The organism is Psychromonas aquatilis, from assembly GCF_038155185.1.
GTDB lineage: Bacteria > Pseudomonadota > Gammaproteobacteria > Enterobacterales > Psychromonadaceae > Psychromonas > Psychromonas aquatilis.
Genome location: NZ_JBAKAZ010000010.1, coordinates 1 through 26,428, shown reverse-complemented (window position 1 = coordinate 26,428; position 26,428 = coordinate 1). Strand labels below are relative to the sequence as shown.

General features: G+C 37.3%; 20 protein-coding genes. 12 read left to right on the top strand and 8 right to left on the bottom strand.

Annotated elements, in window-relative coordinates:
• The 6 genes from bcsA to V6256_RS04275 form a co-directional block, all read right to left on the bottom strand.
• Positions 1-2,619 carry a UDP-forming cellulose synthase catalytic subunit gene (gene bcsA / locus V6256_RS04300; RefSeq protein WP_341596833.1) on the bottom strand — a complete coding sequence of 873 codons (2,619 nt, stop codon included), beginning with the start codon at positions 2,617-2,619 and terminating at the stop codon, positions 1-3.
• Positions 2,612-3,397: a cellulose biosynthesis protein BcsQ gene (bcsQ, locus tag V6256_RS04295; RefSeq protein WP_341596832.1), complete on the bottom strand. Its 786-nt coding sequence runs from the start codon at positions 3,395-3,397 to the stop codon at positions 2,612-2,614. The genes bcsA and bcsQ overlap by 8 nt, the downstream gene beginning before the upstream one ends.
• Positions 3,398-3,399: 2 nt before the next feature.
• Complete coding sequence (locus V6256_RS04290) at positions 3,400-3,609, bottom strand: hypothetical protein (RefSeq protein ID WP_341596831.1); 210 nt, start codon at positions 3,607-3,609, stop codon at positions 3,400-3,402.
• 65 nt (positions 3,610-3,674) lie between these two features.
• Entirely contained in the window at positions 3,675-5,291 is a 1,617-nt protein-coding gene (gene bcsG, locus V6256_RS04285) for a cellulose biosynthesis protein BcsG (protein ID WP_341596829.1), read from the bottom strand.
• Positions 5,292-5,496: 205 nt separating this feature from the next.
• The gene (gene bcsE / locus V6256_RS04280; protein WP_341596828.1) at positions 5,497-7,062 is read right to left on the bottom strand and encodes a cellulose biosynthesis protein BcsE; all 1,566 of its coding nucleotides are present in this window, start codon (positions 7,060-7,062) and stop codon (positions 5,497-5,499) included.
• A gap of 271 nt (positions 7,063-7,333) precedes the next feature.
• Complete coding sequence (locus tag V6256_RS04275) at positions 7,334-8,425, bottom strand: class I mannose-6-phosphate isomerase (RefSeq protein ID WP_341596826.1); 1,092 nt, start codon at positions 8,423-8,425, stop codon at positions 7,334-7,336.
• Between the two features lie 490 nt (positions 8,426-8,915).
• Between V6256_RS04275 and V6256_RS04270 the strand changes: the two genes are divergently transcribed.
• Positions 8,916-10,220, top strand: coding sequence for an NRAMP family divalent metal transporter (locus V6256_RS04270; protein ID WP_341596825.1), 1,305 nt, complete (start codon positions 8,916-8,918; stop codon positions 10,218-10,220).
• A gap of 80 nt (positions 10,221-10,300) precedes the next feature.
• Here the strand turns inward: V6256_RS04270 and V6256_RS04265 are convergent, their stop codons facing one another.
• Positions 10,301-11,122: an FCD domain-containing protein gene (locus V6256_RS04265; RefSeq protein WP_341596824.1), complete on the bottom strand. Its 822-nt coding sequence runs from the start codon at positions 11,120-11,122 to the stop codon at positions 10,301-10,303.
• Positions 11,123-11,313: 191 nt separating this feature from the next.
• Positions 11,314-12,492: a mannonate dehydratase gene (uxuA, locus tag V6256_RS04260; protein ID WP_341596823.1), complete on the bottom strand. Its 1,179-nt coding sequence runs from the start codon at positions 12,490-12,492 to the stop codon at positions 11,314-11,316.
• Between the two features lie 317 nt (positions 12,493-12,809).
• On the opposite strand from uxuA, the gene V6256_RS04255 reads away from it, so the two are divergent.
• The 11 genes from V6256_RS04255 (at position 12,810) to V6256_RS04205 (ending at position 26,172) form a co-directional block, all read left to right on the top strand.
• Complete coding sequence (locus V6256_RS04255; protein WP_341596822.1) at positions 12,810-14,270, top strand: fructuronate reductase; 1,461 nt, start codon at positions 12,810-12,812, stop codon at positions 14,268-14,270.
• A gap of 11 nt (positions 14,271-14,281) precedes the next feature.
• Positions 14,282-15,682, top strand: a complete 1,401-nt coding sequence (gene uxaC, locus V6256_RS04250; protein WP_341596821.1) for a glucuronate isomerase — start codon at positions 14,282-14,284, stop codon at positions 15,680-15,682.
• A gap of 89 nt (positions 15,683-15,771) precedes the next feature.
• Positions 15,772-16,416, top strand: a complete 645-nt coding sequence (locus tag V6256_RS04245) for a hypothetical protein (RefSeq protein ID WP_341596819.1) — start codon at positions 15,772-15,774, stop codon at positions 16,414-16,416.
• Positions 16,417-16,681: 265 nt separating this feature from the next.
• On the top strand, positions 16,682-18,454 hold the full coding sequence (locus V6256_RS04240) for a sodium:solute symporter family transporter (RefSeq protein ID WP_341596818.1): 1,773 nt from the start codon (positions 16,682-16,684) through the stop codon (positions 18,452-18,454).
• A 331-nt stretch (positions 18,455-18,785) separates the two neighbouring features.
• The gene (locus V6256_RS04235; RefSeq protein ID WP_341596817.1) at positions 18,786-19,202 is read left to right on the top strand and encodes a cupredoxin domain-containing protein; all 417 of its coding nucleotides are present in this window, start codon (positions 18,786-18,788) and stop codon (positions 19,200-19,202) included.
• A gap of 3 nt (positions 19,203-19,205) precedes the next feature.
• Complete coding sequence (locus tag V6256_RS04230; protein ID WP_341596816.1) at positions 19,206-20,078, top strand: FTR1 family iron permease; 873 nt, start codon at positions 19,206-19,208, stop codon at positions 20,076-20,078.
• Positions 20,079-20,207: 129 nt separating this feature from the next.
• Complete coding sequence (locus V6256_RS04225; protein WP_341596815.1) at positions 20,208-21,614, top strand: imelysin family protein; 1,407 nt, start codon at positions 20,208-20,210, stop codon at positions 21,612-21,614.
• 131 nt (positions 21,615-21,745) lie between these two features.
• Positions 21,746-23,146 carry a di-heme oxidoredictase family protein gene (locus V6256_RS04220; protein ID WP_341596814.1) on the top strand — a complete coding sequence of 467 codons (1,401 nt, stop codon included), beginning with the start codon at positions 21,746-21,748 and terminating at the stop codon, positions 23,144-23,146.
• Positions 23,143-24,129 (top strand): imelysin family protein, encoded by a 987-nt coding sequence (locus V6256_RS04215; protein WP_341596813.1) that lies wholly within the window; start codon positions 23,143-23,145, stop codon positions 24,127-24,129. The genes V6256_RS04220 and V6256_RS04215 overlap by 4 nt, the downstream gene beginning before the upstream one ends.
• Positions 24,119-25,033 (top strand): sterol desaturase family protein, encoded by a 915-nt coding sequence (locus V6256_RS04210; RefSeq protein WP_341596812.1) that lies wholly within the window; start codon positions 24,119-24,121, stop codon positions 25,031-25,033. The genes V6256_RS04215 and V6256_RS04210 overlap by 11 nt, the downstream gene beginning before the upstream one ends.
• Entirely contained in the window at positions 25,030-26,172 is a 1,143-nt protein-coding gene (locus tag V6256_RS04205; RefSeq protein ID WP_341596811.1) for a cytochrome-c peroxidase, read from the top strand. The genes V6256_RS04210 and V6256_RS04205 overlap by 4 nt, the downstream gene beginning before the upstream one ends.
• The last annotated feature ends 256 nt before the right edge of the window (positions 26,173-26,428 follow it).

The window sequence follows — 26,428 nt, the reverse complement described above, 5'->3', positions numbered from 1 at the left end:
TTACTCGCTCTTTAATGTTATCTTTTGTGGTTTTAATGAATAAATTACACGCCATAGTGTCACTGCTGATCTGGTTAGCATACGGACAAAAGGAGGGCCATTAAATAGAATACGGCTGTATCCTTCTGCTCCAATTCGTAACACTCGGTACATACTAACTAATGGTTTATCTACTTGGTATTCACTTTGCCATTGTGCCCAAGTGTCTGCTCTAGCAAAAGTACATTGTACGTAATCAATTTGTTGCTGTTCATCTAAGTCCATCAGGTTTAACCCTAGGATTTTATCTTGACTATAGATAGGTGTCATAGGAAAAACATAGGATTGCTCTCCACGCTGTAATATCACATCTAATTGCTCACCGTATTTAAGATTAACTGACTTTGGAAGTTCTACACTAACACCACCAAATGAAAAGTCTTTCATTGTACAACGGATAATATGTCCGGATTTAAGTGCTAAACGGATTGGAATATCAACCTCTATACGGTGATTTTTACGTACTTGTTTAGCTTCTTCGGCAACGGCAACGGCACCACCTAGAATTAATAAGTTATAAAGCACCCAAAAGAGGTTAACCAGTACACTGCCAACCTCTTCACTAGCGCCATAAACTAATCTATAGACCCCAAAACAGATGCCCAATAAGTTTAATAGTACTAAAGCGATATAAGGTGTTGAAAGTCCCCAGTCAAAGTACTCTTTTTCGATTAACCCGCCTTTCGCGGTTACATTAAACGTTCCTTTATTTGGAAAGAATAGTGCGACGGTTGTAGGCCTTGCAATGTACCAAGACAGTACGGTTTCATATACTTCACCCCAGAAAGAGTGGCGATATTGCCCCTGAATTCGAGAGTTAGTCATACTAGAATGAATCATATTAGGTAGCGCATATAAAATAATGGCTAATGCAGGTGCATAAATAATATAGGTATGTAATACCAAGAATGCTAACGGCGCTAATAGGTAGATAATTCTAGGAATACCAGACAAGAAATGCAGCATTGCATTGGCATAACACAGTCGCTGTTGCCATTTTAACCCTTTACCAGTAATTGGGTTATCGATTCGGAATATTTGTGCCATGCCTCTGGCCCAGCGAATACGCTGCCCAATGTGTGCCGACAAGGTTTCTGTTGCTAAGCCTGCTGATAGTGGCTTACGTAAATAAGCTGAGCGGTACCCTAAGCGATGCATACGCAATGACGTATGCGCATCTTCAGTGACTGTTTCGACGGCAATACCACCCACAGCAACAAGCGGTTCTCTACGTATAATCGCACAAGATCCACAGAAAAAAGTACTATCCCATAGGTCATTACCATCCTGAATTAAACCATAGAAAAGGTTACCTTCATTAGGCACGTCTCTAAAGTTTGAGAGGTTTCTTTCAAATGGATCGGGAGAGAAGAAATGGTGAGGCGTTTGAATCATTGCCAGTTTAGGATCTTTGAGAAACCATCCCATACTCATTTGGAAGAAAGCACGTGTTGGAATATGGTCACAATCGAAGATAGCGACATACTCACCAGAGGTCTGCTCTAGTGCATAGTTTATGTTACCTGCTTTAGCATGGTTGTTTTTAGGACGACGGATATAACCTACGCCAACTTCTTCAGCAAAGTCGCGGAAGCTATCACGCTTTCCATCATCCAAAATATAGATATTAATTTTATCACTTGGCCAATCGACTCCTAATGAGGCATAAACAGTCGCTCTGACAACATCTAAGTCTTCATTATAGGTTGGGATCATAAGATCAATGGCAGGCCAATCTTTAGGATCGCCAGTCATTGCTACGGGTTTACGTTTTAATGGCCAGATATTCTGAAAGTAACCCAACATTAAAACTAACCAAGAGTAACTTTCTGCCATTAATAGAATCACACCTAAAATCAATGCTAAAGGATCATCATAATTGAGTGTTGATGTGACTCGCCACCATAGGTAACGACAAGAGATCGTTACAGAAAGTATAATCATTGGCATGGTTGCAAAACGGCCTGGCATTCTACGGAACATCATGGCCATTACCCACAATATGATAACGAAAAAAGCTTGGGCTTCTAAGCTAAATGGCACAGTGAAACAAAGAACCGCTAAAATGATAATAAAGAGCATTAATAGAGCATTGATAACCGATGAAAAGAAGCTTGTTTTATGTTTCTTTTGGTTCATTTTCAGCGTTGTTTCATAAGCCATATTTTCTGCTTTCTTTTCAAGCCATTGGGTCCACTTAATCAGTAAATTTAATGGCAGATAGAAGATACTTTTTATGGTCGAAAATAGTCTAAAAGCAATAGATAGTAAGGATATTGGTTTTTTAGGTGCTCGGTTTTGCTGGAATAGGATTAGCCAAAGTGTTTGTGCGATGAACCTGATTAAATCCAGCGGACGCGGACGCGCAAAATTAACATTTGGAAATAGCAAATAAGGAAGTTTCCAAGAGGGAATTCCCGATATAGCTGGTTTTAATAAAAGAAAGGCAAATAAAAACCAAATGGAAAGGCAAAGCCTGCCCGTCTGAGACACAGCGCCACCATTAGCGTAGAAGCTTAACTGCTGCTTAAGCTGCATAAAAATACGTGGTTGAAATAGTAAAGAAAGCCATTTAAACATTAGGCGTTACCATTATTTCTTGGTTTACGTGCGTTAAACACCAAAAAGCAAAAGAGCGGTAATCTTGAGCTGCTTGGCTATATGGTGCTGCTTCTAAAACCGATGTTAAGTTTGCTACCGCTTCCGGCACAGCTGTATCGAAATGCATTAAGGTAGGAATAATCATCTCTTGATATTCATGTTTTATCACCAATTGTAAATCTCGACTAACCTCACTATTTGCATTAAAAGCATTCATTAATAGTTTTATATTATGCTTTTCGTGGAGCGCTTGATAATGCCTATTTTTCTGTAAAGAGAGATAGCTTTGTATATCTGGTCGTACAACACAAATTACTAAATCTGCCTCATCTAACAATGGACGATGAAAGTTTTGTAATGAGGTTATTTCTGGTAATAAAATAATCTGCCAGTCAGACTTTGATTCAGCTTCTTTATTTTCCGGGCTGATATTATTTAACAACGTCATCGGCTGTTGCTGGAGTGCTGTTAATTGCTGTTGATATTGTGCTTCTGTCAGCTCTCCAAAAGGGACAAATGGTATTTGGTGATGATTTTGATAACCAGCTTGTTGCCATGGTTCTTGATGGTATCTACGTAGCATCCAGCCATCGTTATTATTAGGGTCCATGGAGAAGTGTAAACGCATAAAGTTAGTTGGATTCATATCAATAGCGTGAGCTTTTTGCTCAATAGAATGCAAAGCTATTGTCAGGTTTGCAGCGACTGTCGTAGCCCCCACACCTCCTTGAATTCCTGTTATGACGATACGCTTCATGGTTATGGCTTTTCCTTGTTCCCAGTAATAGATACATTTTCATTATTAGTATTTTTAAAAGAATCAGCAGGGTTAGTCGTTGCTTTTAAACCTTGCCATTTCTGTTTTACTTTTTGATAACGTTCAAGTTCTGATAGCTCTTCGTATTCAGGTTGATCGACACTATAAGCTTTAAATAAACCGCTAATATCATCGCTTAATCTATTAGGCATATTCATTCCTTTAAATGGTTCTTCTCGTTAACTTAAAACGAGAAGAATGATTATTTATAATAGACTTATTCAGGGTATTCCTGCCAAGTTTGGTCATCTAAGGTAACGTAAACTTTTCCATTATATTCCATTGTCGTACTACCGGCATTCTGCGATAGCATTTTCGTACTTGGTAAATCCGTAGCTAATGCTTCTGCTGAAAAGTTACCTTTAGCGTAAATATCTTCTTCTAGTAAGCGATTTATTAAATCGGAAACGGCTAAATAACTCGATGGTTCTTCGATGTGGTACGCTTCACCTTGTCGTTTGATATTCGGACCAAATACTTTCATTGCCACTGGGGTATGAACAATTGCTTCTGTTGGGATCTCGCGCATACCTGATATTTGCATTTTATCACCACGAATACCTGCTCCGTGTTCAGGAACAAGCATCACGACAACATTACGATTAGATTTTTTTAGTGTTTGGAAGAAGGCATACAAATCATCTAGTAAGTTAGTTAAACGGATTTTGTAGCTTTCCATTCCCACTTTGCTGCTATCACTGATAATACGATTTCCATCATGTAAAGAAATAGTGTTATATAATGCAGCAACTTTTGCCGTTGGATCATTTTCACGCTTAGCTAACCAACGGTTGAGCATATCGGTATCACGGTAAATATTCGAACCGTCAAATGCTGTTTGGTATGGGTCTAATCCTGATTTGCTCATTGCAGAAGCCTTAACTTCATTTTCTTTTAGTAAGCCTGTAAAGTCTTCAAAAGCGCCATCGTGATTGAGCATTAGCGTTTCACCATATCCCAGCTTAGCGAGGTTATCGAATAAGTAACACTGCGGATTTAACTCATCTTCAAATAATTGCTCGTGTGCTTGTTGGCCACAGCTTGCTCTTAAAAAGTGAATAAGCGCTGGGCCACTATAAGAGGTTGCCGCACTAAATTTATCAAAAACGATATCGAATTCATCAAATAGAGGATGTTTATCTAACCCTGTGATTTTAAGGTCGTCCCAGGCTACAGAACAAATACTTAAAAAGAGTAGATCAAAGGGGGCAGCATCGGCATTACTTTGAGCAAGACTTGATACTCTCTCTGCTTCTTTCTCAAAAAAGCTTTGCTTAGCCAGGTTTAAAATCTGATCATTCACTGGCCCACTTTCATCGGCTTGGTTTGCTGTTTGAGTTTTCGTTGTGGTTGGAGACGCGGCTGCTAGCTGTGGAGTTACATCAGGCGCTCTTTCTGGCAAGCTAAAATATAGCATAGCAATAATAACAAACATTGAAACGCGGAAAATACGACTTAAAAAATAATAAGCAAAGGCTAAAACAATGATTGCTAACAATGTTTGTAAAGAAATAATACGCGAGGCTAACTCTAATAAGTAATTGAATTTAAAGTCTAATAAAGCGCCCATTTGACTCCATAAACGCTCTAAAGGTGGTAGATATGAGTCATAGTGCGCTAAATAGAATGCAATAGGGAAAGCGACAATCGTTCTAATAACCTTTAATAGTTGAGAGCGAAGTGGAATGATTAAATAAATAACAAAAGCAAAGTTCTCTATTGGATGAAACTCAATAGTATCTTGCGAGAATAAAACCAGTTTGATGATGAAATATACATTCCACCAACCTAGCCCTAACATCATGCTTTTTTCTGTTTCACTATATTTCTTCATATCTAATCATTCTTTCCATGAGTTTCGTCTTGGGTCAAAGTATCTAAGTCTTTAAACGTTGTATGTTGGAAATGCTTTGGTTTACGAATAAATCGTTTGTATAGATGTGCAATAAATTGCAAAAAATCCCTTAAAAAAAATCCAGCAAGTAAACCTACTGCGAGACTGATACTGACGGTTAAGATAAAGTTATCAATGTTCATATTTATAACTCGAGTGGTTTGTGCGTAGCATAGGAAAATGCTTTATACATTTTTTTATTTTCAGAGCCTGTTGTAAACAGCGCTGGGGTTGTCGTTAAGCTGGCTGTGTCTTTATTAATCTTAACTGCTTGCAGTCGAATTTCTGGTAACTCTGACTTAATTCTATGCGGTGTTGTATAGGTTGTATTACTGCGAAACATATCAGCAATAGGCAATTTAAAAATATGGCTTAATGTTGGTTGTATGTCATTTTCCCGTACTGAAGAAAGCAGTAAGTAAAGCGCACTACTACAGGCAGTGATAATATCGCCATCACGTTTTATATTACACATACTTAAACAGGAATCCATTTCAATCCCTGGTAGCAAATCTAATTTAATTAGCGCATATTGGATCTTTGTTTGCTCATGTCGCTCAATCAAACGATTACATCTATGGATAAATTCTTCAGTATCCATATAACCTTTGTATGAATAGCGAGAGGTGTTTTCAAGATACATTAATTCATCTACAGAGTTTGGTGTCACTGCTTTAGTTTCTTGACGTTGTAGTGTCTCCAACATATTCATCATGCGAGAAAAACTAATGTTAGGTGCTAAAATTAAGTTAACCCCTATCTTAGAGAGGAATACTTCATCAGAGTAACGAATACATTGTTTCATTTCTCTTAATACAAGCTTAAATTTAAGTCCAAATTTTCGACGCAATTGATATATGCCCGTTGCAATATCATGAACTTCTTGGTGTTGATAAATACTCAGTACAATAATACAGGTGTGAGCTTGAGCTATTTTCTCAAATAATACTTGGTTAGTCGTATAACTTGTCATCGATTCAGTTATTTTCTGAGTTGGCTCGATAGCGTTTTCTACGATATGTATCGTGTTCTTATCATTAATATCAACCTGTAAATTTTGCTGCTTGTGTATTGATATTGCTGTTGTTGAGAACGTTTGATCACTTTGCGGGGTTATTTCATATTCGTGATTAGCCGTTACTTGACCTTGCGAAATCCAATAGTTAATTTGATAGATATATTGTGTTGAATCAGTTTTGTGAATCGCACTAATCCCGAAAAAAAGATCAGGATGTTCCATTAACCACCGGTTAAGAATTTGATATTCACTGCCAAATAACACCATGCTAATGGTGAGCTTTTTGAGTTTAGCGAGCTTATTTATATTTTTGAAAAACTGAATGCGGCTTTTATGCTCTGATAATAAAATCGTTTGATCTGGAATATAAAAAACAACACTGTCATTTTTTTTAAATTGAATGTTATTAATATCTTTACTTAATTTGTCTAAGCTTTTATTAGCACTGTATTGATTAAGAAAGAAACAAGTTTGCTTCTGAAAAACATTTTGAATTTTGTTTTTTAAGGGTTTCTCGAGTTCTTCCAAAATAATGGCAAGTGGAGCAAATGAAACGAAGGTATTTTTAGCTTTTGATTGTAATAGGGTATTTAAATAAAGTATTGAAATATTGTAATTGATCGCTGTTGTCACATATAACCCAGAAGGATTTTGTGCATGATGTTTTGTACTTAAATTATTGATTCCAAACATATGTTAAGCTACTCTACCAATACCCATATCAATTATTATTTATAGCATATTATTTTAGTCAAGTATAACCACCAATAACAATTGATTTATAATTATTTTGGATATACCTACTTGTAGGTTTTCTTTTTATCTTGTGATTAGTGCATCACTTTAGAAGCATTAATTTTATGATGAAAAATACCACATTAAGGTTTTTTAAGAGGAGAGTTATTGGGCCGTTTGTTGATATAGTCGATACAAACAGCCTGTATTAAGTAAGGAAATTTTAAGCTTATAGCGTTCCTGCAATAGGAGGGTAACACTCTAATATTTCAACACCTGTTGTAGACTCTATTGTTAATAAATTCAAACCGGCAGGACAAAAGAATCGCTCATATTGTTTTAGATGATAAGTTTCCCCATTACAGGTAATGACACAATCACCTTTTGTTACAATACCAATATAAAAGTCTTCTTCTGATTTATCTACTTTACCGGTAATTGATGACTTCGCTACTCTGAAGCTAAGTGTCGTTGCTGAATCAATCAAAGATTCTTTGTAAGAACTCTCATTGTACTTACAGACAAGATTGGCAGTTTGTCGGTATTGGTTAATAATATCTTCTACTGAATATTGATTATAATCGAAAACATCTAAGCAAAAATCGAGGTCTTTTTTCATGAATCGAGCATCAACAGGCATTACATAACCTGATTTCTCAAATTCAAACCTAACGGCCAGATCTGATGGTTCCATTATTTCAATAATCAATACACCTTCGCCAATGGCATGAGGCATTCCGCCCGGAATATAAAAGCAATCCCCTGGAGATATATTGATTTTTTCAAAGCAAGCTTCCATTTTATCTATGTGTTGATTTTCAATCATATCTTTAAAGTCGTGGCGACTTGGTGATTGTTGGAAACCTAAATAGATATAAGGTTGCTCAATGCTATCCCTGGATTCCAGTACATAATAAGCTTCTGCTTTACCACACCTTGAGTTTAAGTGCTTTTGTGCAAACTCTGCTGTTGGGTGAGCCTGAAAATGCAAGCGAACAGATGAATCTAAATACTTGACCAGTAACATTGGGTTGTTATCAAAAGCTGCTACATGTTTTTTTCCAAGAAAGTATTCTGGATCTTGCTTAATTAGTTGATCAAACTTGGTTTTTTTACCATTAATAAAAGCATCCGATAACCCCTCACAAACTTCTTCTCTACCAATGTTTTTGGCTTGCGTTGTTGAACCTATCCAGTCTTCTGGGAAGTGACTATCTTTGGGCTGTGCCTCTCCATTCATTTCATCTAGCACTTTGCCGCCAGTATATGTTCGCCATACTCTATTTTGTTTAAAAATGACTAACTGCTGTTGATAGTCCATGTTTTTTTACTCCTTATTAAATCTGATTTTTAATTATATTTGTAGGTTACTTTAAGCTTACCTTAATTCATTTGGTGTACCAATTGTTGTGTGGAGTTAATTATATGTGAACTAGATCGTGTAATAAAATTTTATAATTTAAAATTGATAAAGGTCGCTAGTCTATTTTGTTTGAAGCCATATTTATTGCCAAACTAATTTTAATTTTAATTTATTAAGTCGTTGTTTATTATGTGTTATTTTGTTTTTTTATTAGATTTTTTAGAAAGCGTGATTTTTGCAGTGATATTTTATTGTTTACCTTCATATGTGCCTAGATCACATATTATTTATTTTTGGTATTCCAATTGGTGATCGGGGTAGGGTTTTAATGTCAATTGGTTTGCCAGTTTTTGTTTTAAGTAGTCTTATTGGGTATCTGCACGGGATAAGTGCTTATAGATATCAAGAATGCAACTTTAAACAATATAAAACAGCAAAGGATAACCTAATGAATGATCATGCTTTAAATATTAATAAAGAAAGCTCCACAAAAAGAGAAAGTAATGGAGGAATATCATCTAGCTTATTAAAAAAAATAGCAGTTTTTATTCCAGGTATTATGTTAATTGGTTATAACATTGGCACCGGAAGTATCACATCAATGGCAAAAGCGGGAGCAAATTATGGTGTTTCCTTACTGTGGACATTAGCAATATCTTGCTTTATTACTTATTTTTTAATTAGGATTTATGGCCGTTATACAACGGTAACTGGAGAGAGAGCGCTTACTGCATTTAAAAAGCACTTACATCCAAGTGTAGCAATGTTTTTTCTAATCGGGATTGTTACTGCAACTTGTGGTTCAATTATGGGAGTAATGGGAATTGTTGTTGATGTGTTATACGTCTGGTCTCAAAGCTTTATCACTGGAGGTATATCTGCTTTATCTTGGGCGGTGGCTGGAGTGATTGTTATAAATGCAGTGTTATGGACAAATAAAGGTACCCTAGTAGATAAAGTTTTGTCTGGTCTTGTCGCATTAATGGCGCTTGCTTTTATTATTAACTTTTTCTTAATGATGCCTCCTGTTGCTGATATGTTAAATGGATTTATCCCTTCAATTCCAGTCACTACTGATTCATCGATTAGCCCAATGCTAGTTATTGCTAGTATGGTCGGAACTACTGTTGCACCTGCTATGTTTTTAATGAGAACAACACTAGTTAAAAATGCTAAGTGGACAGTGGAAAATCTTAAAGAGCAAAACCTTGATGCAATTGTTAGTACAACATTAATGTTTATTATCAGTGCAGCTGTAATGGCTGCAGCTGCCGCAACACTATTTAAGCAAGGTTTAACACTAGAAAACACTTCAGACATGATTGAAATGTTACGTCCATTAGCAGGCCCAGGAGCTGTACTTATTTTTGTTATTGGTATTGCAGCCGCGGGATTTTCAAGTCAGTTCCCTAATATTGCAATTGCCCCTTGGTTTATTAGTGATATCAAAAATAATGACAATGGATTAACGCATAAGCCCTATCTGTGGATAATGACTGGATTATCGCTATTATGTTTAGTTGTTCCTATTTTTGATGCTAGACCTGTATTTATTATGATTGCGTCACAAGCATTTAATGCAGTCATTCTTCCTGGAACAGTGTTAGCGATGTTTTATTTAGCAAATCAAACTAGTTTAATGGGTAAATATAAGTGTAAACCATGGGAAAATGCGGTATTTGCTTTAGTTAGCCTATTTACTTTAGGTATGGGGTTCTTAGCTATGAAAAGTTTAATAGAGTCTTTTATGTAAATTACTTTGTATAAATATTTAGGCCCCTTGCTATGTCCGGTAGCAAGGGGCCTTTTTTATTATGCAATTGCAGCTTTAGCTTATACTGTAGCTTTTGTTAGTGGATATGAATCAAATAAATAACCGTCAAAATTTTCATCATCGACATCAGAAAGTGCAAGTAGCGTTGACTTAATGCTTTCAAAGTGTTGCCACATAGCTTGTTTTGCTGCAGCGGCATCTTTTTTTTGTAATGCTGATAGTATCGCAGCATGCTCATTTAGCCAGGTTTTTCGATAGTCTATGGTGTCAATATGTGTATGCAGTTGAGCCCACATTTTACTTTCTAACCTCATTCTCCACATCAGTTTGACGACATCAGAAAAAAAGGTGTTTTTAGTGGCTTCTGCAACAAGAATATGAAATTGTCGATCATAATCCTCATTACTATCACCTATTTCGAGAGAACGTTTTTCTTTCTGTAATACTTTCTTTATGGCATCTATTTCTGCTTTAGTTATTTGAAGAGCTGCAAATTCTGCAATATTACTTTCAATCAGTTGACGCGCCTGTAATAGTTCAAAAGGGCCAATGTCTGTGCCTGTTAACCCAGAAAAAGCAGATATCATATTATTGGTATCTGTATTATTACTGATATTTTGAAAAGGTAGAGTAGATGATAATGGTAAGCTAGTTACGTAAACACCTGAACCTTTACGTACCTCAACTAAACCTTCAATTTCCAACATAATAATGGCTTCTCGAATAACGGTACGGCTGACACCATAAGATTCTGCTATCTCACGTTCGGTTGGTAGGCGGTCACCAATCTTGTATACGTTATTCGCTAGTTGTTCTCTTAGTTCTTTTCCAATAACGACATAGCGTCTGGTATTTTGTGGTTCAATATGTGTGCTAGGCATGTTAATAACTTCTCTCGGACAATTTAAATTGATTATACTATAGAAAAATCAGAATCACCCATTATGTATTATTTTGCTGTTATTTTTAATCAATGGAGCTTACTTCATAAATATTAGGGAGGTAGTATAGATAAGGGGGGCAGAAAAATGGAAAACACTTCGATAAAAGGGGATACCGAAGTGTTTACAGGCTAGAAAAAAGCGCGTTTTAGCGCTAACTCAAGGCCTCGTACCTCTGCAAGTCCTTTTAAACGGCCAATACAAGAATAGCCTGGGTTTGTTTTTTTATTAAGATCATCCAGCATTTGATGACCATGATCTGGACGCATTGGAATTAAGCGTAAATTACCATTTTTTTCTCTTCGTTGTTCTTCTCTAAGTATTTCCATAACAACGCTATACATATCGACATCGCCATCAAGGTGTGCCGCTTCATGAAAACTCAGTTGGTTGTCTTCTCGTTGTGTTGAACGTAAATGCGTAAAGTAAATACGGTCACCATATTGTTTAATCATGTTGACTAGATCATTATCGCCTCGCACACCATAAGAGCCTGTACACATCGTGATACCATTCATTTTATTAGGTACTTTATTGGTGAGCCATTCGATATCTTCAATAGTTGAAACTACCCGAGGCAAGCCAAGAATAGGACGAGGTGGATCATCTGGATGTATGGCAAGTTTAAGGCCGTGTATATCACACACAGGCATTAATGCTTCTAGGAATAAACCTAAATGCTCTCTTAATTGATTTTTATCTATGCCTTGATAGCGATCTAATTGTGCTTGGAATTCAGTTAAAGTGTAACCTTCTTCTGCTCCAGGTAGGCCGGCGATGATGTTAGAAGTTAGCTTTTCAATGTCAGCTTGTGACATATTGTTAAAGTATAACTGAGCTTGAGATTGTTCTTGAGCTGTATACGCCTTTTCTGCTCCAGGACGTTTTAATATATATAATTCAAATGCTGCAAACGCAACTTGATCGAAACGGAGAGCTTTTGAGCCGTCTGCCATCTCATATTCTAGGTCGGTACGAGTCCAATCTAAAACAGGCATGAAGTTATAACAAACGGTATCTATTCCACACTCTGCTAGGTTTATTAAGGTTTGCTTATAGTTTTCAACCCATCGTACATACTCTCCTGAACGTGTTTTAATCTCTTCATGCACAGGTACGCTTTCAACAACTGACCAAGTTAAGCCTTTTTCTTCTATAATCGCTTTTCTTTTAAGAATTTCTTCTTTTTGCCATACCTCGCCGTTAGGAATATGGTGTAGAGCATTTACAATGCCTGTAGCTCCTGCTTGTCGAATATCGTTCAACGAAACCGGATCATTTGGGCCATACCAGCGCCAAGTTTGTTCCATTATTCTGTCTCCTTATACCAATTAACATGTTAATCTAAATTATTTAAACGAATTGAAATTGGAATTCCAATTTTTGCTCGTACAGTATTGATAAATATATAGTCTACCTATTTTGCTTACAACCAATTTATCTAATTGGCATTCCAAAAGTGTGATCGTTCATTTATATATGTATGCCAAATGAGGTTATCTTGTTTATTTCTTAGCTTTTCATAATAATTTCTTTATTATGCTCAGTAAATTAAAGGAGCTAACACTTTAAATTGGAATACCAAGTTATGTGTTTTGCTATTTCAAATAAAAAATTTGGAGAAGCTATGTCTATCGCAACAATGCCATTAAACCCTGCAGTTATTGCTACTAAAGTTAATAGAGATAATCTTAAAAGTCGCATAGTACACATAGGATTTGGTGCTTTTCATCGCGCTCATCAAGGGCTCTATACAAGTCAAATGTTGGAGAAAACAAACAGTGATTGGGGAATTTGTGAGGTCAGTTTATTTAATGGTGAGGCATTAATCACTGATTTACGTCAACAAGATCATTTGTATACAGTTGCAGAGAAAGGAGCTACAGAAACCGTTGTAAAAGTTGTGGGCGCTGTAAAAGAATCTTTGCATCCAACTTTTGATGGTGCTCTTGCAATTATTGAAAAGATGGCTGAACCACAAGTTGCTATTGTATCAATGACAGTTACAGAAAAAGGATATTGTGTAGATCATACAACGGGACAATTAGCTCAAAGTAACCCACTAATTGTTAGCGATCTCAAAGATCCATTACAACCAAGGTCTGCTCTTGGTTACATAGTTCAAGCACTTAGGTTACGTCGGGAGCGTAATATCAAACCATTTACAGTTATGTCTTGTGATAATGTCCAAGAAAATGGGCATATTGCGAAATCTGCAATTATAGGCTTCGCTAAGTTATTAGATGTTGAATTAAGTCAATGGATAGAAGATAAGGTTACTTTCCCGTGTACCATGGTTGATCGTATCGTACCTGCCGCGACAAAAGAAACACTTGATGAGATTACAGACTTAATTGGTGTTGAAGATCCTTGTGCCATTGCTTGTGAACCTTTTCGTCAATGGGTGATTGAAGATAACTTTGTAGCAGGACGTCCCGATTGGGATGTAATGGGAGCTGAGTTTGTTGCTGATGTTGTTCCTTATGAGGAAATGAAGCTACGTATGCTAAATGGCAGCCATTCATTCTTAGCTTACCTTGGCTACCTCGGTGGCTATGCACATATTTCTGATACCATGAAGGACATAAACTATCGTAAGGCGGCATTTGATATGATGATTAAAGCTCAAGCCCCTTCGTTATCTATGCCGAAAGGAACTGATTTAAATGGCTATGCTATATCACTTATTGAGCGTTTTAGTAATCCAAGTTTAAAACATCAAACAGCTCAAATTGCAATGGATGGCAGCCAAAAAATACCTCAACGTATGGGAAAAAGCTTACAATTTCATTTAGAAAATGGCTCTGATTTTAAATGGTTAGCACTTGGCATTGCTGGCTGGATGCGCTTTGTTTCTGGAGTTGATGAAAATGGGAGCAAAATAGACGTTCATGACCCAATGGCGAAAATGCTAAAAGACGTTTGTGATAGGCATGAATCGAGTGCTTCAGTTGTCCCTGTTTTACTCTCTATTGAAACTATTTTTGATCCTGCTATCGGACAAAATCCTAAAGTCATCGAAGCAGTCTATATTGCTTATCAATCTCTTCTAGATAAAGGTGCTAAAGCCACTGTTTCAGCACTTTAAGGAGAGAAAAAATGAAAGCGTTTTTATGCGATGATTTCTTATTAAGCAATGAAACTGCACGCCGTCTGTATCATGAATATGCATCAAGTCAGCCTATTTATGATTATCACTGTCACCTAAACCCTCTGGAAATAGCAGACGATCGTCGTTTTGAAAATATGACCCAGATCTGGCTAGCTGACCATTTAAAATGGCGAGGCATGCGCTCAGCTGGTGTACCTGAAAAATTAATTACTGGTAATGTATCTGATTATGAAAAGTTTCAGGCCTGGGCTAAAACTGTACCACAGACGTTAGGTAATCCCCTTTACCATTGGACACATTTAGAGCTTCGTCGCCCTTTTGGAATGACCGGAAAATTATTAGGACCTGATACTGCTGATGATATATGGAATGAGTGTAACCAGCTGTTAGCTACTCCCGAATTCTCTGCTCGTGGCATATTGAAGCAAATGAATGTAGTGATGGCTGGGACAACTGATGATCCTATTGATTCATTAGAAAGCCATAAATTGATTGCTAACGATGAGGAATTTGACGTTGATATTTTACCAAGTTGGCGTCCTGATAAAGCATTTAAAATTGAATCAGATGGCTTTAATGATTATATGTCGTTATTAGGAGAGTCTGCCGATATTGATATTACTAGCTATGCAGATCTACTAAATGCATTAGATAAACGTCTACTCCATTTTGACTTACATGGTTGTCGTGCCGCTGATCATGGTATTGAAATTGTGCGTTATGCAGCTATTCCATCTGATATAGATTTAAATAGATTATTTATACGCCGCTTACAGGGGGAAACGTTATCTGAGCTTGAAGTTGCCCAGTTTTCCACTGCAGTACAGGTTTGGTTAGGTAAACGTTATACAAATTTAGGTTGGGTTATGCAAATGCATATAGGAGCTCAGCGCAACAATAATTCACGTATGTTTCAGTTATTAGGTGCGGATGCTGGCTTTGATTCAATGAGTGATAGAACGTTCTCATTTGAACTCGCTCATCTACTTGATGAAATGGATCGTACTGATGAGTTGCCCAAAACTATTTTGTACTGTTTAAATCCTCGGGATAATGAAATGATCGCCGCTATGATTGGTAATTTTCAGGGGGGGGGAATAGCAGGTAAAATTCAATTTGGTTCTGGTTGGTGGTTCAATGATCAAAAAGATGGGATGGAACGTCAAATTTTACAGCTATCTCAAATGGGGTTGTTAACCAAATTTGTGGGGATGTTGACAGATTCTCGTTGTCTATTGTCTTACACTCGGCATGAATATTTTCGTCGTATTCTTTGTAATATGATAGGTACTTGGACGGAAAATGGAGAGTTGCCTAATGATTTATCATTATTAGGAACAATGGTTAAGGATATTTGTTTTAATAATGCTAAATCATATTTTGAATAGCGCTATATAACACGACCATTGACTGGAAATATTTATTGATAACTTAATAAGGCTTCTATTTTGGAGCCTTTATTTATTGGGAGGTACTGATGAAAATTGCTTTTCTACACACACTAGATGCCAATATAAAACTTTTTAATCCTTATATAGAAGCGTACTTGCCTGGTATTTTAGTTCATCATTATGTCGATGAAAGTTTATTGAAAAATGCTATGTCGCATGGGGTCGAATCTGTCAGAGAAGATGTTAGCCAAGCAGTAAAAAAACTAATAGAAAACGGGTTTAACACCATTATTTGTAGCTGTTCAACAATTGGTGCACTAGCGGAAGAAGTCAACGTAAGTTCCGATATATGTGTATTACGTGTGGATCGCCCAATGGCTGAAGCGACGGTTGGTTATTCTAAAGTATTAATACTTGCTGCTGTTGAAAGTACATTTGAGCCTTCAATTCATTTATTACAGCAAGTTAATAAAGCAATGGACTTAGTTATTGATACTGAGTTAGTCGAAGGTGCTTGGGCGTATTATGCTGCTGGCAATACAGAGGGATATATTAAATCAATTAAAGATTATTTAATGGCATTATCCCCACGTTTCAGCAATGAATACGATGTTATCTTACTTGCTCAAGCGTCTATGGCTCCTGCTTTAAGTGATATCAAAAAAGAGAGTCGATTACCCATCTATAGTAGTCCAGAGCTATGCCTGCAATACTTGCAAGCTAAGCTATAGCTCACTAATAGTTCGTTAATTATTATTAGTTGGTACACCAAGTGGGTGATACGCCAAATCGTTAGCAAGTTATTGAATTGTGTAAATTAACCCGCATAATTATAATTACTTTATCGTTGCCATTCCTTTTTCTGTGAACCAATACTTCTTATTGGTATTCCAAAGTTGACCAAAGAATAAATAAATCGATATGCTACCGGCACAACGTAAGGCGTTTAGTGTTTAAATGCCAAGAGTAGAGTTAGGTTAAGATTAAGGCTAATATATGAATATAGATATAGTGATAGTTATAGGTTACTTCGCTTTCCTCCTGGTGGTTGGTTGGATGTTTCGTTCAGCGACTTCTTCGACAAGTGATTACTTTAGAGGGGGCGGTAAAATGTTGTGGTGGATGGTTGGATCTACTGCTTTTTTACAGGCATTAAGTGCGATGACCTTTACTGGTGTAATGGGTAAAGCGTTAGATGTTGGTTTATCTATTGCGATTATATTCTTTGCCAATGCACTAGGTTACTTCTGTAACTACCTATTCTTTGCCGCTCGTGCTCGTCAAATGAGAGTGATCAGCCCGATTCAAGGGATTCGTAAACGTTTTGGCCCTGTGAGTGAGCAAGTTGTGACTTGGGCAACGGTTCCTTCAAGTGTATTACAAGCAGCCCTTTGGTTGAATGCCTTGGCTATTTTTGCCAGTGCCGTGTTCAATATCCCAATTGAGACAACTATTATCGCTGCTGGTGGTGTTGTACTGGTCATGTCTCTAGTAGGAGGAAGTTGGGCGGTTGTTGCATCTGATTTCATCCAAATGATTATTATCACTGTTGTTACTTTTATTGCGACTATTGTTGCTGTTGTAAAAGCAGGCGGTGTTACCCCAATTTTAGAAAAAGGCTTACCTGATCAAGGATTTGTTGGTGAAGGTTACAGTTACGCTTACTTATTTGTTGGTTGGTTTATTTGTATCTTTATCAAGCAATTCTTCAGCACGAATAATATGATTGATTCTTACCGTTATATTGCTGCTAAAGACACCAATAATGCACGTAAAGCGGCAATCTTAGCTTGTTGTTTAATGGCGATTGGTCCGTTTATTTGGTTCTTACCTGCATGGTATGTAAGTGGTAACTACCCTGACATGTCTACTTGGGGGTTAGATGTACTAGGAAAAGATATTTCAAATGCGACTTACTTTGTGTTTGTTCGTAATGAAATGCCACTCGGTATGGTTGGCTTAATGATGTCTGCGATGTTTGCTGCGACTATGTCTTCAATGGATTCAGCTTTGAACAGAAATGCTGGTATCTTTATTAAAAATGTATATGAACCATACTTTGCTAAAGATAAGTCAGATAAATCAATTCTTGCTGCAAGTAAAATCGCAACAGTGGTATTTGGTTTACTTATTATTGTCGCTGGCTTATTTATGAGTAAATTGAAAGACTTTGGGTTATTCGACGCGCTTATGATGGTAAGTACACTAGTTGCATTCCCTGTTTTAATTCCTTCACTACTATGTTTCTTTATTAAGAAAACACCTGATTGGTCTTGTTGGGCGACCATTGCTGTGGGGGCATGTGTTTCTTTTGTTATCGCGATGACCAGCGCACCAATGATTGAGAGTATATTTAATCTAGCTGAGCCTTTGTCTAAACGTGAATTTGCTGAGTTGAAATCGATTACGATGGGTGTGACAGGGCATATCATTATTACTGGCGGCTTCTTCTTGTTAACACAACTCTTTTATAAAGAGCCTACAGGTAAACGTGCGGAAGAAATTAATGAATTCTTTAGTAATGTTGCAACGCCGATTGTAGTTGAAGAATCTCGTCAAAGCTTTGAAGCTGATAGACACCAATATAAATTACTTGGAAAAGTATTAGTAGCAACCAGTATCGCTCTGCTTCTTTTAACATTAATACCAAATGAAATGTGGGGGAGAATGTTATTTGTATTAATGGCGGGAATAGTAGGCTTTATTGCATGGTTATTGTTACGTGCCGCTAAAATGGAAGATGTGAAATTGAAAAAATTATCACTTTAATTTTCTTTTAAGTAAGTATCCTTTTTAATAAAAGCCATCTGTTAAGATATGACCCTACCTTCTCAGGTGGCTTTCTCATCTTCGCTTAAAAAACGTAAAGTAATAAGAGTTACTTTTTAGTAACTATAACCTACGAGATAGCTTTCTTTATCGTGTTTTTGCCATTATCTAGTTAGTTTTTTGTCCCTACTTTCACAAGTAAAGCTTAATGATAGTTATTATTGAATGAAAATGATTATTGCTTTATTATGTAGTTCTCAAAATAAAAAGTGATAGAATTGGTGCGTTTTTTTAACCCGCCGTTTTTAACTTAGATAGTTGGATATTATCAATGAAGCCTATTAGTAAATTTTTTCTTACCTCATTTATTGCACTTATTACATTCAAATCATTAGCTGTGGCTAGTGAAGCGCCAAATACTGCACAACTAGGTGCTGATGGTTTCAGTGTAGAAATGAATGATCCTCGTTATACAAAATTAAAAACCTATCTTGTCGAAATGAAGGATGGCGTACTAACCCCTGCTGAACTAGTGGTACCTGAAAAAACTAAATTTCGCTTGGTAGTGCGTAATCTTGGCAATAAACCTGCTGAGTTTGAAAGTAACCAGTTACGTCAAGAGAAAGTGTTATTTATGAATGCGGAAACAACGTTAGTGATCATACCGCTTGATGTCGGTACTTATGATTATTTTGATGATTTCGCACCAACAACACACGGTAAAATAGTAGTAAAAGCTAAGGATTAAAAGATGGGACAAACAATATTTGTCGTCTGTAGAGAGAGCATTGAAGCACTCTTAGTGATCGGAATTCTTTATGCTTGGATGGATGGAAGAGCGGATGCAGCAACGGGTAAAAAATGGTTGTTTGCAGGTGTAGTTGCTGGCTTTGGTTTAGCTGCGTTATTAACGTTAACGTTAATTGGTGTTTCAGACCTACTAGGTGGTGAAAGCCGCGCTTGGTTTGAAATCGGTATGTTAACGTTTGCTAGTGCATTGATTGTACAAATGGTGCTGTGGATGAGAGTTCACGGCCGAACATTAAAGAAAGAATTAGAAGCTGGTTTAGAAAAAAGCTTACAAGGCAAGAAAAGTTGGTGGAGCGTATTTTTCCTGGCAATGATTGCCGTTGGTCGTGAAGGTTCTGAAACAGTGATGTTCCTATATGGTTCATTGTTACAACTGGGTACCTTAGCTTCTTATGTGAGCTTTTTTAGTGCTGTCGCTATTGGTTTAGCCTTAGCCATGGTGATGTTTTATGCATTACAGCTAGGTGGCAAGTTTATTTCTTGGAAATGGTTCTTCAAGGTAACGGAAATTATGTTGTTATTCCTTGGATCTGCATTGTTCCTAGCCGCTTCAGAGAAATTATTAGGTGGCCCGCTTGCTGCAACTGATTTACCAGCTTGGCTGTATAGCAACGTTTGGGATATGAGTAGTGTATTAAGTGACAGCTCAATATTAGGTAACTTATTAGCCTCTTTGTTTGCTTATCGCTCACAACCAATAGGATGGGACTTAGCAGTGCTAGGGGCTTATTGGGTGACTGTCATTGCTATTCTTAAGTGGCAAATGAAAGCAAAAGTAACACCTACTGTTCAAGCCACTGCAGAACAAGCTTAAACAGTAAAATATTTTTATAAACAATTGCAGAACACAGTTAACACAGTGCAGGAAGCAATTAACACAATGAGTTTTATTAATGATGGTAAAGCTCACTAACGTTTTTATGGTACATCCAGGAGTATTACAGTGAAAAAGACAATGTTAAGCACAATGATTGCAGGAGCTTTATTAGTTTCTGCTTGTAACTCAGAAACTGAAGAGCCAGTTGCAGCGCAAACTGAAGCACCTGCAGCAGTAGAAGCGGTTGCTCCGAGTGAAGCAGCGACAACAGGTTTATCAACTAGCGATAAACTAGCAACCTTATCAACTTATGCAAACATTGCGTCTGCGAACTACTCTGATGCAGTAAAAGATGCAAAAACGTTACAAGAAGCAATCAGTGCTTTTGTAGCTGAGCCGACTGAAGCGACATTACAAGCAGCAAAAGATGCATGGTTAGTATCACGTGAAAGCTACGGTACAACAGAAATTTTCCGTCTTTCTAACGGTCCAATCGATGCTGAAGACGGTTGGGTTGCTGAAACTTACGGTGGCGTTGAAGGTGAACTTAACTCATGGCCACTAGATGAAAACATGATCGATTACACTGTGAACGCAAATAATGAGCGTACAAGTGGTAACATTATTGACACTCAAGGTACATTTACACCAGGTGGTGAAGACGTAACAGCTGTTGATGTAACAACGATCACACCTGAAGTGCTAGGTGAGCTAAATACTAATGGTGGTGATGCTAACGTAGCAGCTGGTTACCATGCAATCGAGTTCATGCTTTGGGGTCAGGATCAAGATTACAACAACATGATTGAAGATACTATCAGCAATGGTGCAATGACTGCTGGTCAACGTCCATTAACTGATTTCACTACTGATAAATTAGCTGAGCGTCGTCTTGCTTATCTTGGTGCTGTTGCTGAAAAAATGGTTGATGATTTATCAGTTGTAGCAAGTGCTTGGGAAGATAAAGTAGAGGGTGATAAAGGTCTTTACCGTGCCGCTTTATTAGAGCAGTTAACAGGTGATCAAGCGTCTAAAAATATTGAACTACCAACTGCACTTAAACAAATTTTTGCTGGTGTTGGTGTATTCTCTAAATCAGAATTAGCAAATGAGCGTATTGCTGTTGCAGTATTAACACCAAGTGAAGAAGATGAGCATTCATGTTTCTCTGATAATACACACCGTGATATTGACTTGAACTATCAAGGTATTAAAAACGTATTACTAGGTGAATACAAAGGTAAAAAAGTAGGCCCTGGATTCATTGATAACGTATCCGATGAAGAAAAAGCTGCTATTACTGAATTAATGACAGACATTGAAGCGCGTATTGCTAAAATCAACACTCTAGCAACAACAACAATGCACTTTGATTACCAAATTCGTCCAGAAAACGAAGAAAGTGTTCAAAATATTGTAACGCTTAAAAACCAATTACGCCGTTTAGGTGACCAAATGGTTGTAGTCTCTAAAGCTTACGGTATTTCGTTAACAACAAACGATGTAACTGATGCTGAAGAAACTCAGCTGTAAGGACTTCTATCACTGCAATACAGTCATGTAGTGCAGTTATGAAAGATCAGACGCCACTTGCCGTATTCGGTCGGTGGCGTTTTGCGTTATTTATACACATTATGGCAGACCATTCATTTTGAAAGTGAACTATGAAAAGTAATTATTCCAAGGTCTCGAAGCATCTTCTTCGCGGCATTTTTTTGTTGTTAGGGTGCAATACTGTTGCACATGGTGATACTAGCCAGTTCAACACAAATGAGTTTAGTAATGCGAGTGGCAGTAAACCTTTTTCACATCCAATTAAAATGAATGATGAAGAGTTTGACCAATATATACTTGGCCGTTCATTTTTTACTATCCCTTGGGTAGAGGCGCCAAGTGCGACTACTGCTCGAGATGGTTTAGGCCCACATTTTAGTTCCAATACTTGTGTTAGTTGTCATGAAAATAACGGCAGCGCACCAACATTAAGTAGTAAAAACCAGCCGCTAAGAGCATTGGTATTTAAATTAACCCAGCCTAGTAAACATGACTCACGTTGGTTAATTAATAATATTGATACACCAGCCCATGATAACGTACCTGATCCTGTCTACGGTGTACAAGTATCAATTAGAGGTAACGGTAAAGTAAAACCAGAAGCTCAAACTCGATTAAAAGTAGAGTCTGTTCCCTTTACTTACCCTGATCGGCAGACATTGACCTTAACAAAATTTAAACCTTATTTAGACAAGTTAGCTTATGGTCCATTAGCAAAAGAGACAACGATCTCGCTAAGACAACCGCCGACATTAGCTGGTTTAAGATTAATTGAACAAGTCCCAAATGAAGAGATTCTAGCTTGGGAAGATCCAACAGATAAAAATCAAGATGGCATTAGCGGACGAGCAAACTGGTTAAACTCACCAGATCAAGATGAAAAAATACTAGGACGCCTTAATTGGAAAAGTAGTGCTGCAGGCATTGTTAATCAAACTGCAAATGCAGCGGCGCATGACTTAGGGTTAACTAATCCCTTTTTCATGGAAGAACGTTGTCAGCCAGCACAAAAAGATTGTTTAGCAGCGCCTAAGGGAGACGATACACCATTAGGACATTTAGACCTTCCGATGTTGCGTTTACAAGCAATTGCTGCTTTTATACGTGACCATAAAGCGCCTAAAACGGTTAACTTAGATGCTAAAGGGCGTCATGGACAAAAGCTATTTAATGAAGTAGGTTGCAATGCTTGTCATCGTAGTACGTTAACAACATCTGATGGTGTTGAGTTTAACCCTTATAGCGATTTACTTTTACATGATATGGGCGAGGAACTACAAGATGGACGTCCTGAGTTCTTAGCGACTGAACGCGAGTTTCGTACTGCGCCATTATGGGGTGTCGGACAGCGTGTTCGTAAACAACACCGATTTTTACATGATGCACGTGCAAAAACACCAGAAGAAGCGATTCTATGGCATGGTGGAGAAGCGCAAACAGCTAAATCAAAATTTATTAAACTAGACCAAGATCAGCGCTTGGCCTTGTTACACTTTCTGGAGCAACTATGAAAATTTTTACCTCTTTATCATTTATGTGTTTACTTAGCATACCTGCTTTAAGCAGTGCACAGGAGAAAGATCCTTATGCGGCTATTTATGATCATGTTCTTCAGCAAAATGCAGATAATGCCGTGCAATATTGTACAAACTTACAAAGTGCTTTAGACAGTGACTCAGGTGAGGTTCGCCATCAAGCGTTTGAGCAACTAGCAAAAGGCTGGGGACAAGTACAAGCAAGTTATATACTCGGTGGTTATGATATGAATGCCATGGATTATCCATTGATGGTGGATTTTTTCCACAGTGGTAATGAAGATATTCATGCCAGTATTGAGCGTTTAATTAGTCGTGATTCAAAACCACAGACTGCATTGTATAAAAACTCTTATAAAACCATGACCGCAATCGATTCGGTGATGTTTAGTGGAGAATGGTCTGAACGTAGAAAAGAGTTTGCAGAAGTGATGGTTGCTAACGTTTGTAAACGATTTACACAAATTAGTGACGGCTATAAAGCAAACCGTGATGCATTCCTATTTGATGTTGATAAAGGTTTATCATTAGTTGTTAATGCGCAAATTGAACATATCTATAAAACACGAGATTGGCGTATTGCTCAAGTTAGCGGGTTAACAAAAGCTAACTTAGGTGAAACAAAGCCTGAACATCAGCAATTTCCATACAGTGAAGCTTCGTGGGCATTTATTGGTGGCGTATTAGAAACTAATCAGCAACTATTAGCTGAAGATAAACAACCTAATGTTGCTACAATCGCTTATGAGAAACACGGCGCTGAAGGTATTAAAGCAGTGCAAAATGCATTAACGGCTTCGGTAGAAGCTTATAACAATACACCTGCTGACCATAATTTTAACTTGAATGACATGATCCCATTATTTCAAGGTTTATTAGATGTACAAAAAGCATTTTATAGAGAATTAGTAAGCCGTATCGGCGTGTCTGCGAACTTAATCGATGCAGATGGCGATTGATACTCCATTAGCGCTGTTCTTAAATGGTAGCCAACGTATATTTTGGGGCTACCTAATTGCTAGCGCGTTGATCGCAACCATATGGTATGTGTGGCAGGGCCATAAGTTTTCTGTCACTAATATCAAAGCCTATTGGTTAAATGCTGATGCTAAACTCGACTATCGTTATTTTTTGGTTAATTGGCTGTTAAAAAAACTGCTCATTATTCCATTATTATTATCAGGCCAAACGGTGGCACTGTGGGTGTTAAATTATCTCAACTCTCATTATGAACCGTTGTTCCTATCTTGGTATTATCGCGATATTATCTTGTCTTATACACTTTGTTTATTTGTATTAGGTGATTTAAGTCGTTATTGGCTACATCGTTTGATGCATACAAATCGTTGGTTATGGAAGTTTCATGAGGTACATCATAGTGCTGAGTCATTAAATCCATTAACCTTCTATCGTTTGCATCCAGTAGAGATATTGTTATTTGCATTACGCAACGCGATTGTTGCAGGTGTGGTAACAGGTGTTTTCATCTTTTGTTTTGGTGCTCGTGTTGATTTATATACGGTGTTAGGCGGTAACCTGTTTGTGGTTATCTTATTTTCTTTTACTGGAAACCTAAGACATAGTCATATTCGTTTAACTTATGGGCGTTGGATGGAGCGATTATTAATTTCTCCAGCTCAACATCAAGTACATCATCAACAAGAGAGTATGCGAAAAAATTACGGTAGTGTATTAGCCTTATGGGATTGGTTATTTGGATCGTTGAGGCTAACCAAGGATGCGGCTACGGTGCAAAAATTTGGTTTAGGGGAAGGTAAAAGACAAGATTTTGATAGTGTGATCAAAATTATGACTCGCCCCTTTTTTAATATAATGACAAGTATAAAACGGACACTTAAGTGAAAAAAATTCTTTATTTATTCTTCATCGGTATGACTTTTTCCCAAGTTAATGCTGCTCAACTAACAGAGGCACAATTAGGACAGGTTTTGTTTCTTGATCCGAGCTTTTCTGTTAATAGAACCATGTCTTGCGCAACTTGCCATGAGCCTACTAAAAGCTTTGCAGATCAGCGTGTAAATGCAGGCAAGAAGATAGTTTCCTTAGGTGATGACCTCAGTTCTTTTGGAACTCGTAATACGCCAATGGCTGCTTATGCGAATACATCGCCTTCATTTCATTTTAATGAGGAATTAAACGAGTATGTTGGAGGGCAGTTTTGGGATGGTCGTTCTAATACTTTAGCCGACCAAGCGATGGGACCGCCTCTTAATTTAGTTGAAATGGGATTGCCAAGCGCACAAACGGTTGTTGACCGCATTAAAGAAAATCCTTTTTATGTCTCTACTTTTAAAGAGTTATACGGAGATGACGTTTTTGATGCTAAACCCACTGATGAGGTATTACCTGCCTTTCAAGCTTTTGCTAATGCAATACAAGCTTTTGAAAAGACTGACGCATTTTCCACTTATGACAGTAAGTACGATCGTTTTTTAAAAGGCGAGTATGAGTTAACAGTGTTGGAGGATTTAGGGCGTACCTTATTTTTCTCTAATAATAATGTGAATTGCAGTACTTGCCATTTACTAAAAGCCGAAGACAGCGAAAAAGAGCCTTTTACTAATCATCAATACCGTAATATTGGTGTACCTTCAAATGTTGATCTGTTTAGTCTTGGCCATTTAAAGATCGATTTTATTGATCATGGTTTATTGGAGAACCCTTTAGTGGATGATCCAAAATATGATGGTAAATTCAAAACACCTTCATTACGTAATGTCGCTGTTACAGCCCCTTATATGCACAATGGCGTGTTTAAAGAGTTACGTACAGTGATGGAGTTTTATGATCACTATAATAACCTTGAACGTACTATTAACCCTGAAACAGGCGAACCTTGGCGTGCCCCTGAAGTTCCTCTTACCATAGATATGGAAGATCTTAAGGGACAGGCATTAACGGATCGTAAAATTGATGCTTTAATTGCCTTTATGAAAATATTAACCGATCAACGCTTTGAATCATTAATTGATGATAAATAGATTGATTATTGGCGGTTATATCAAGAAGATCTTGGTATAGCCGTCATATTGTTTAATGCTTTACCCTCTGCACAGTTATCCAGTGTAATACACTCACATGTTTACCTTTCAGAGAGCTTCTGCTCTATCCCTTAAGACTCTACCTTTGTGTTTAATCAATCCATCTACTTAGCTAGAAATAGCACTTAGTCTATAATAAGAGTAAGCGTCTAGCAAACCACACCTATTTTTTGAAATTCCATGGTAACAGGCGGTC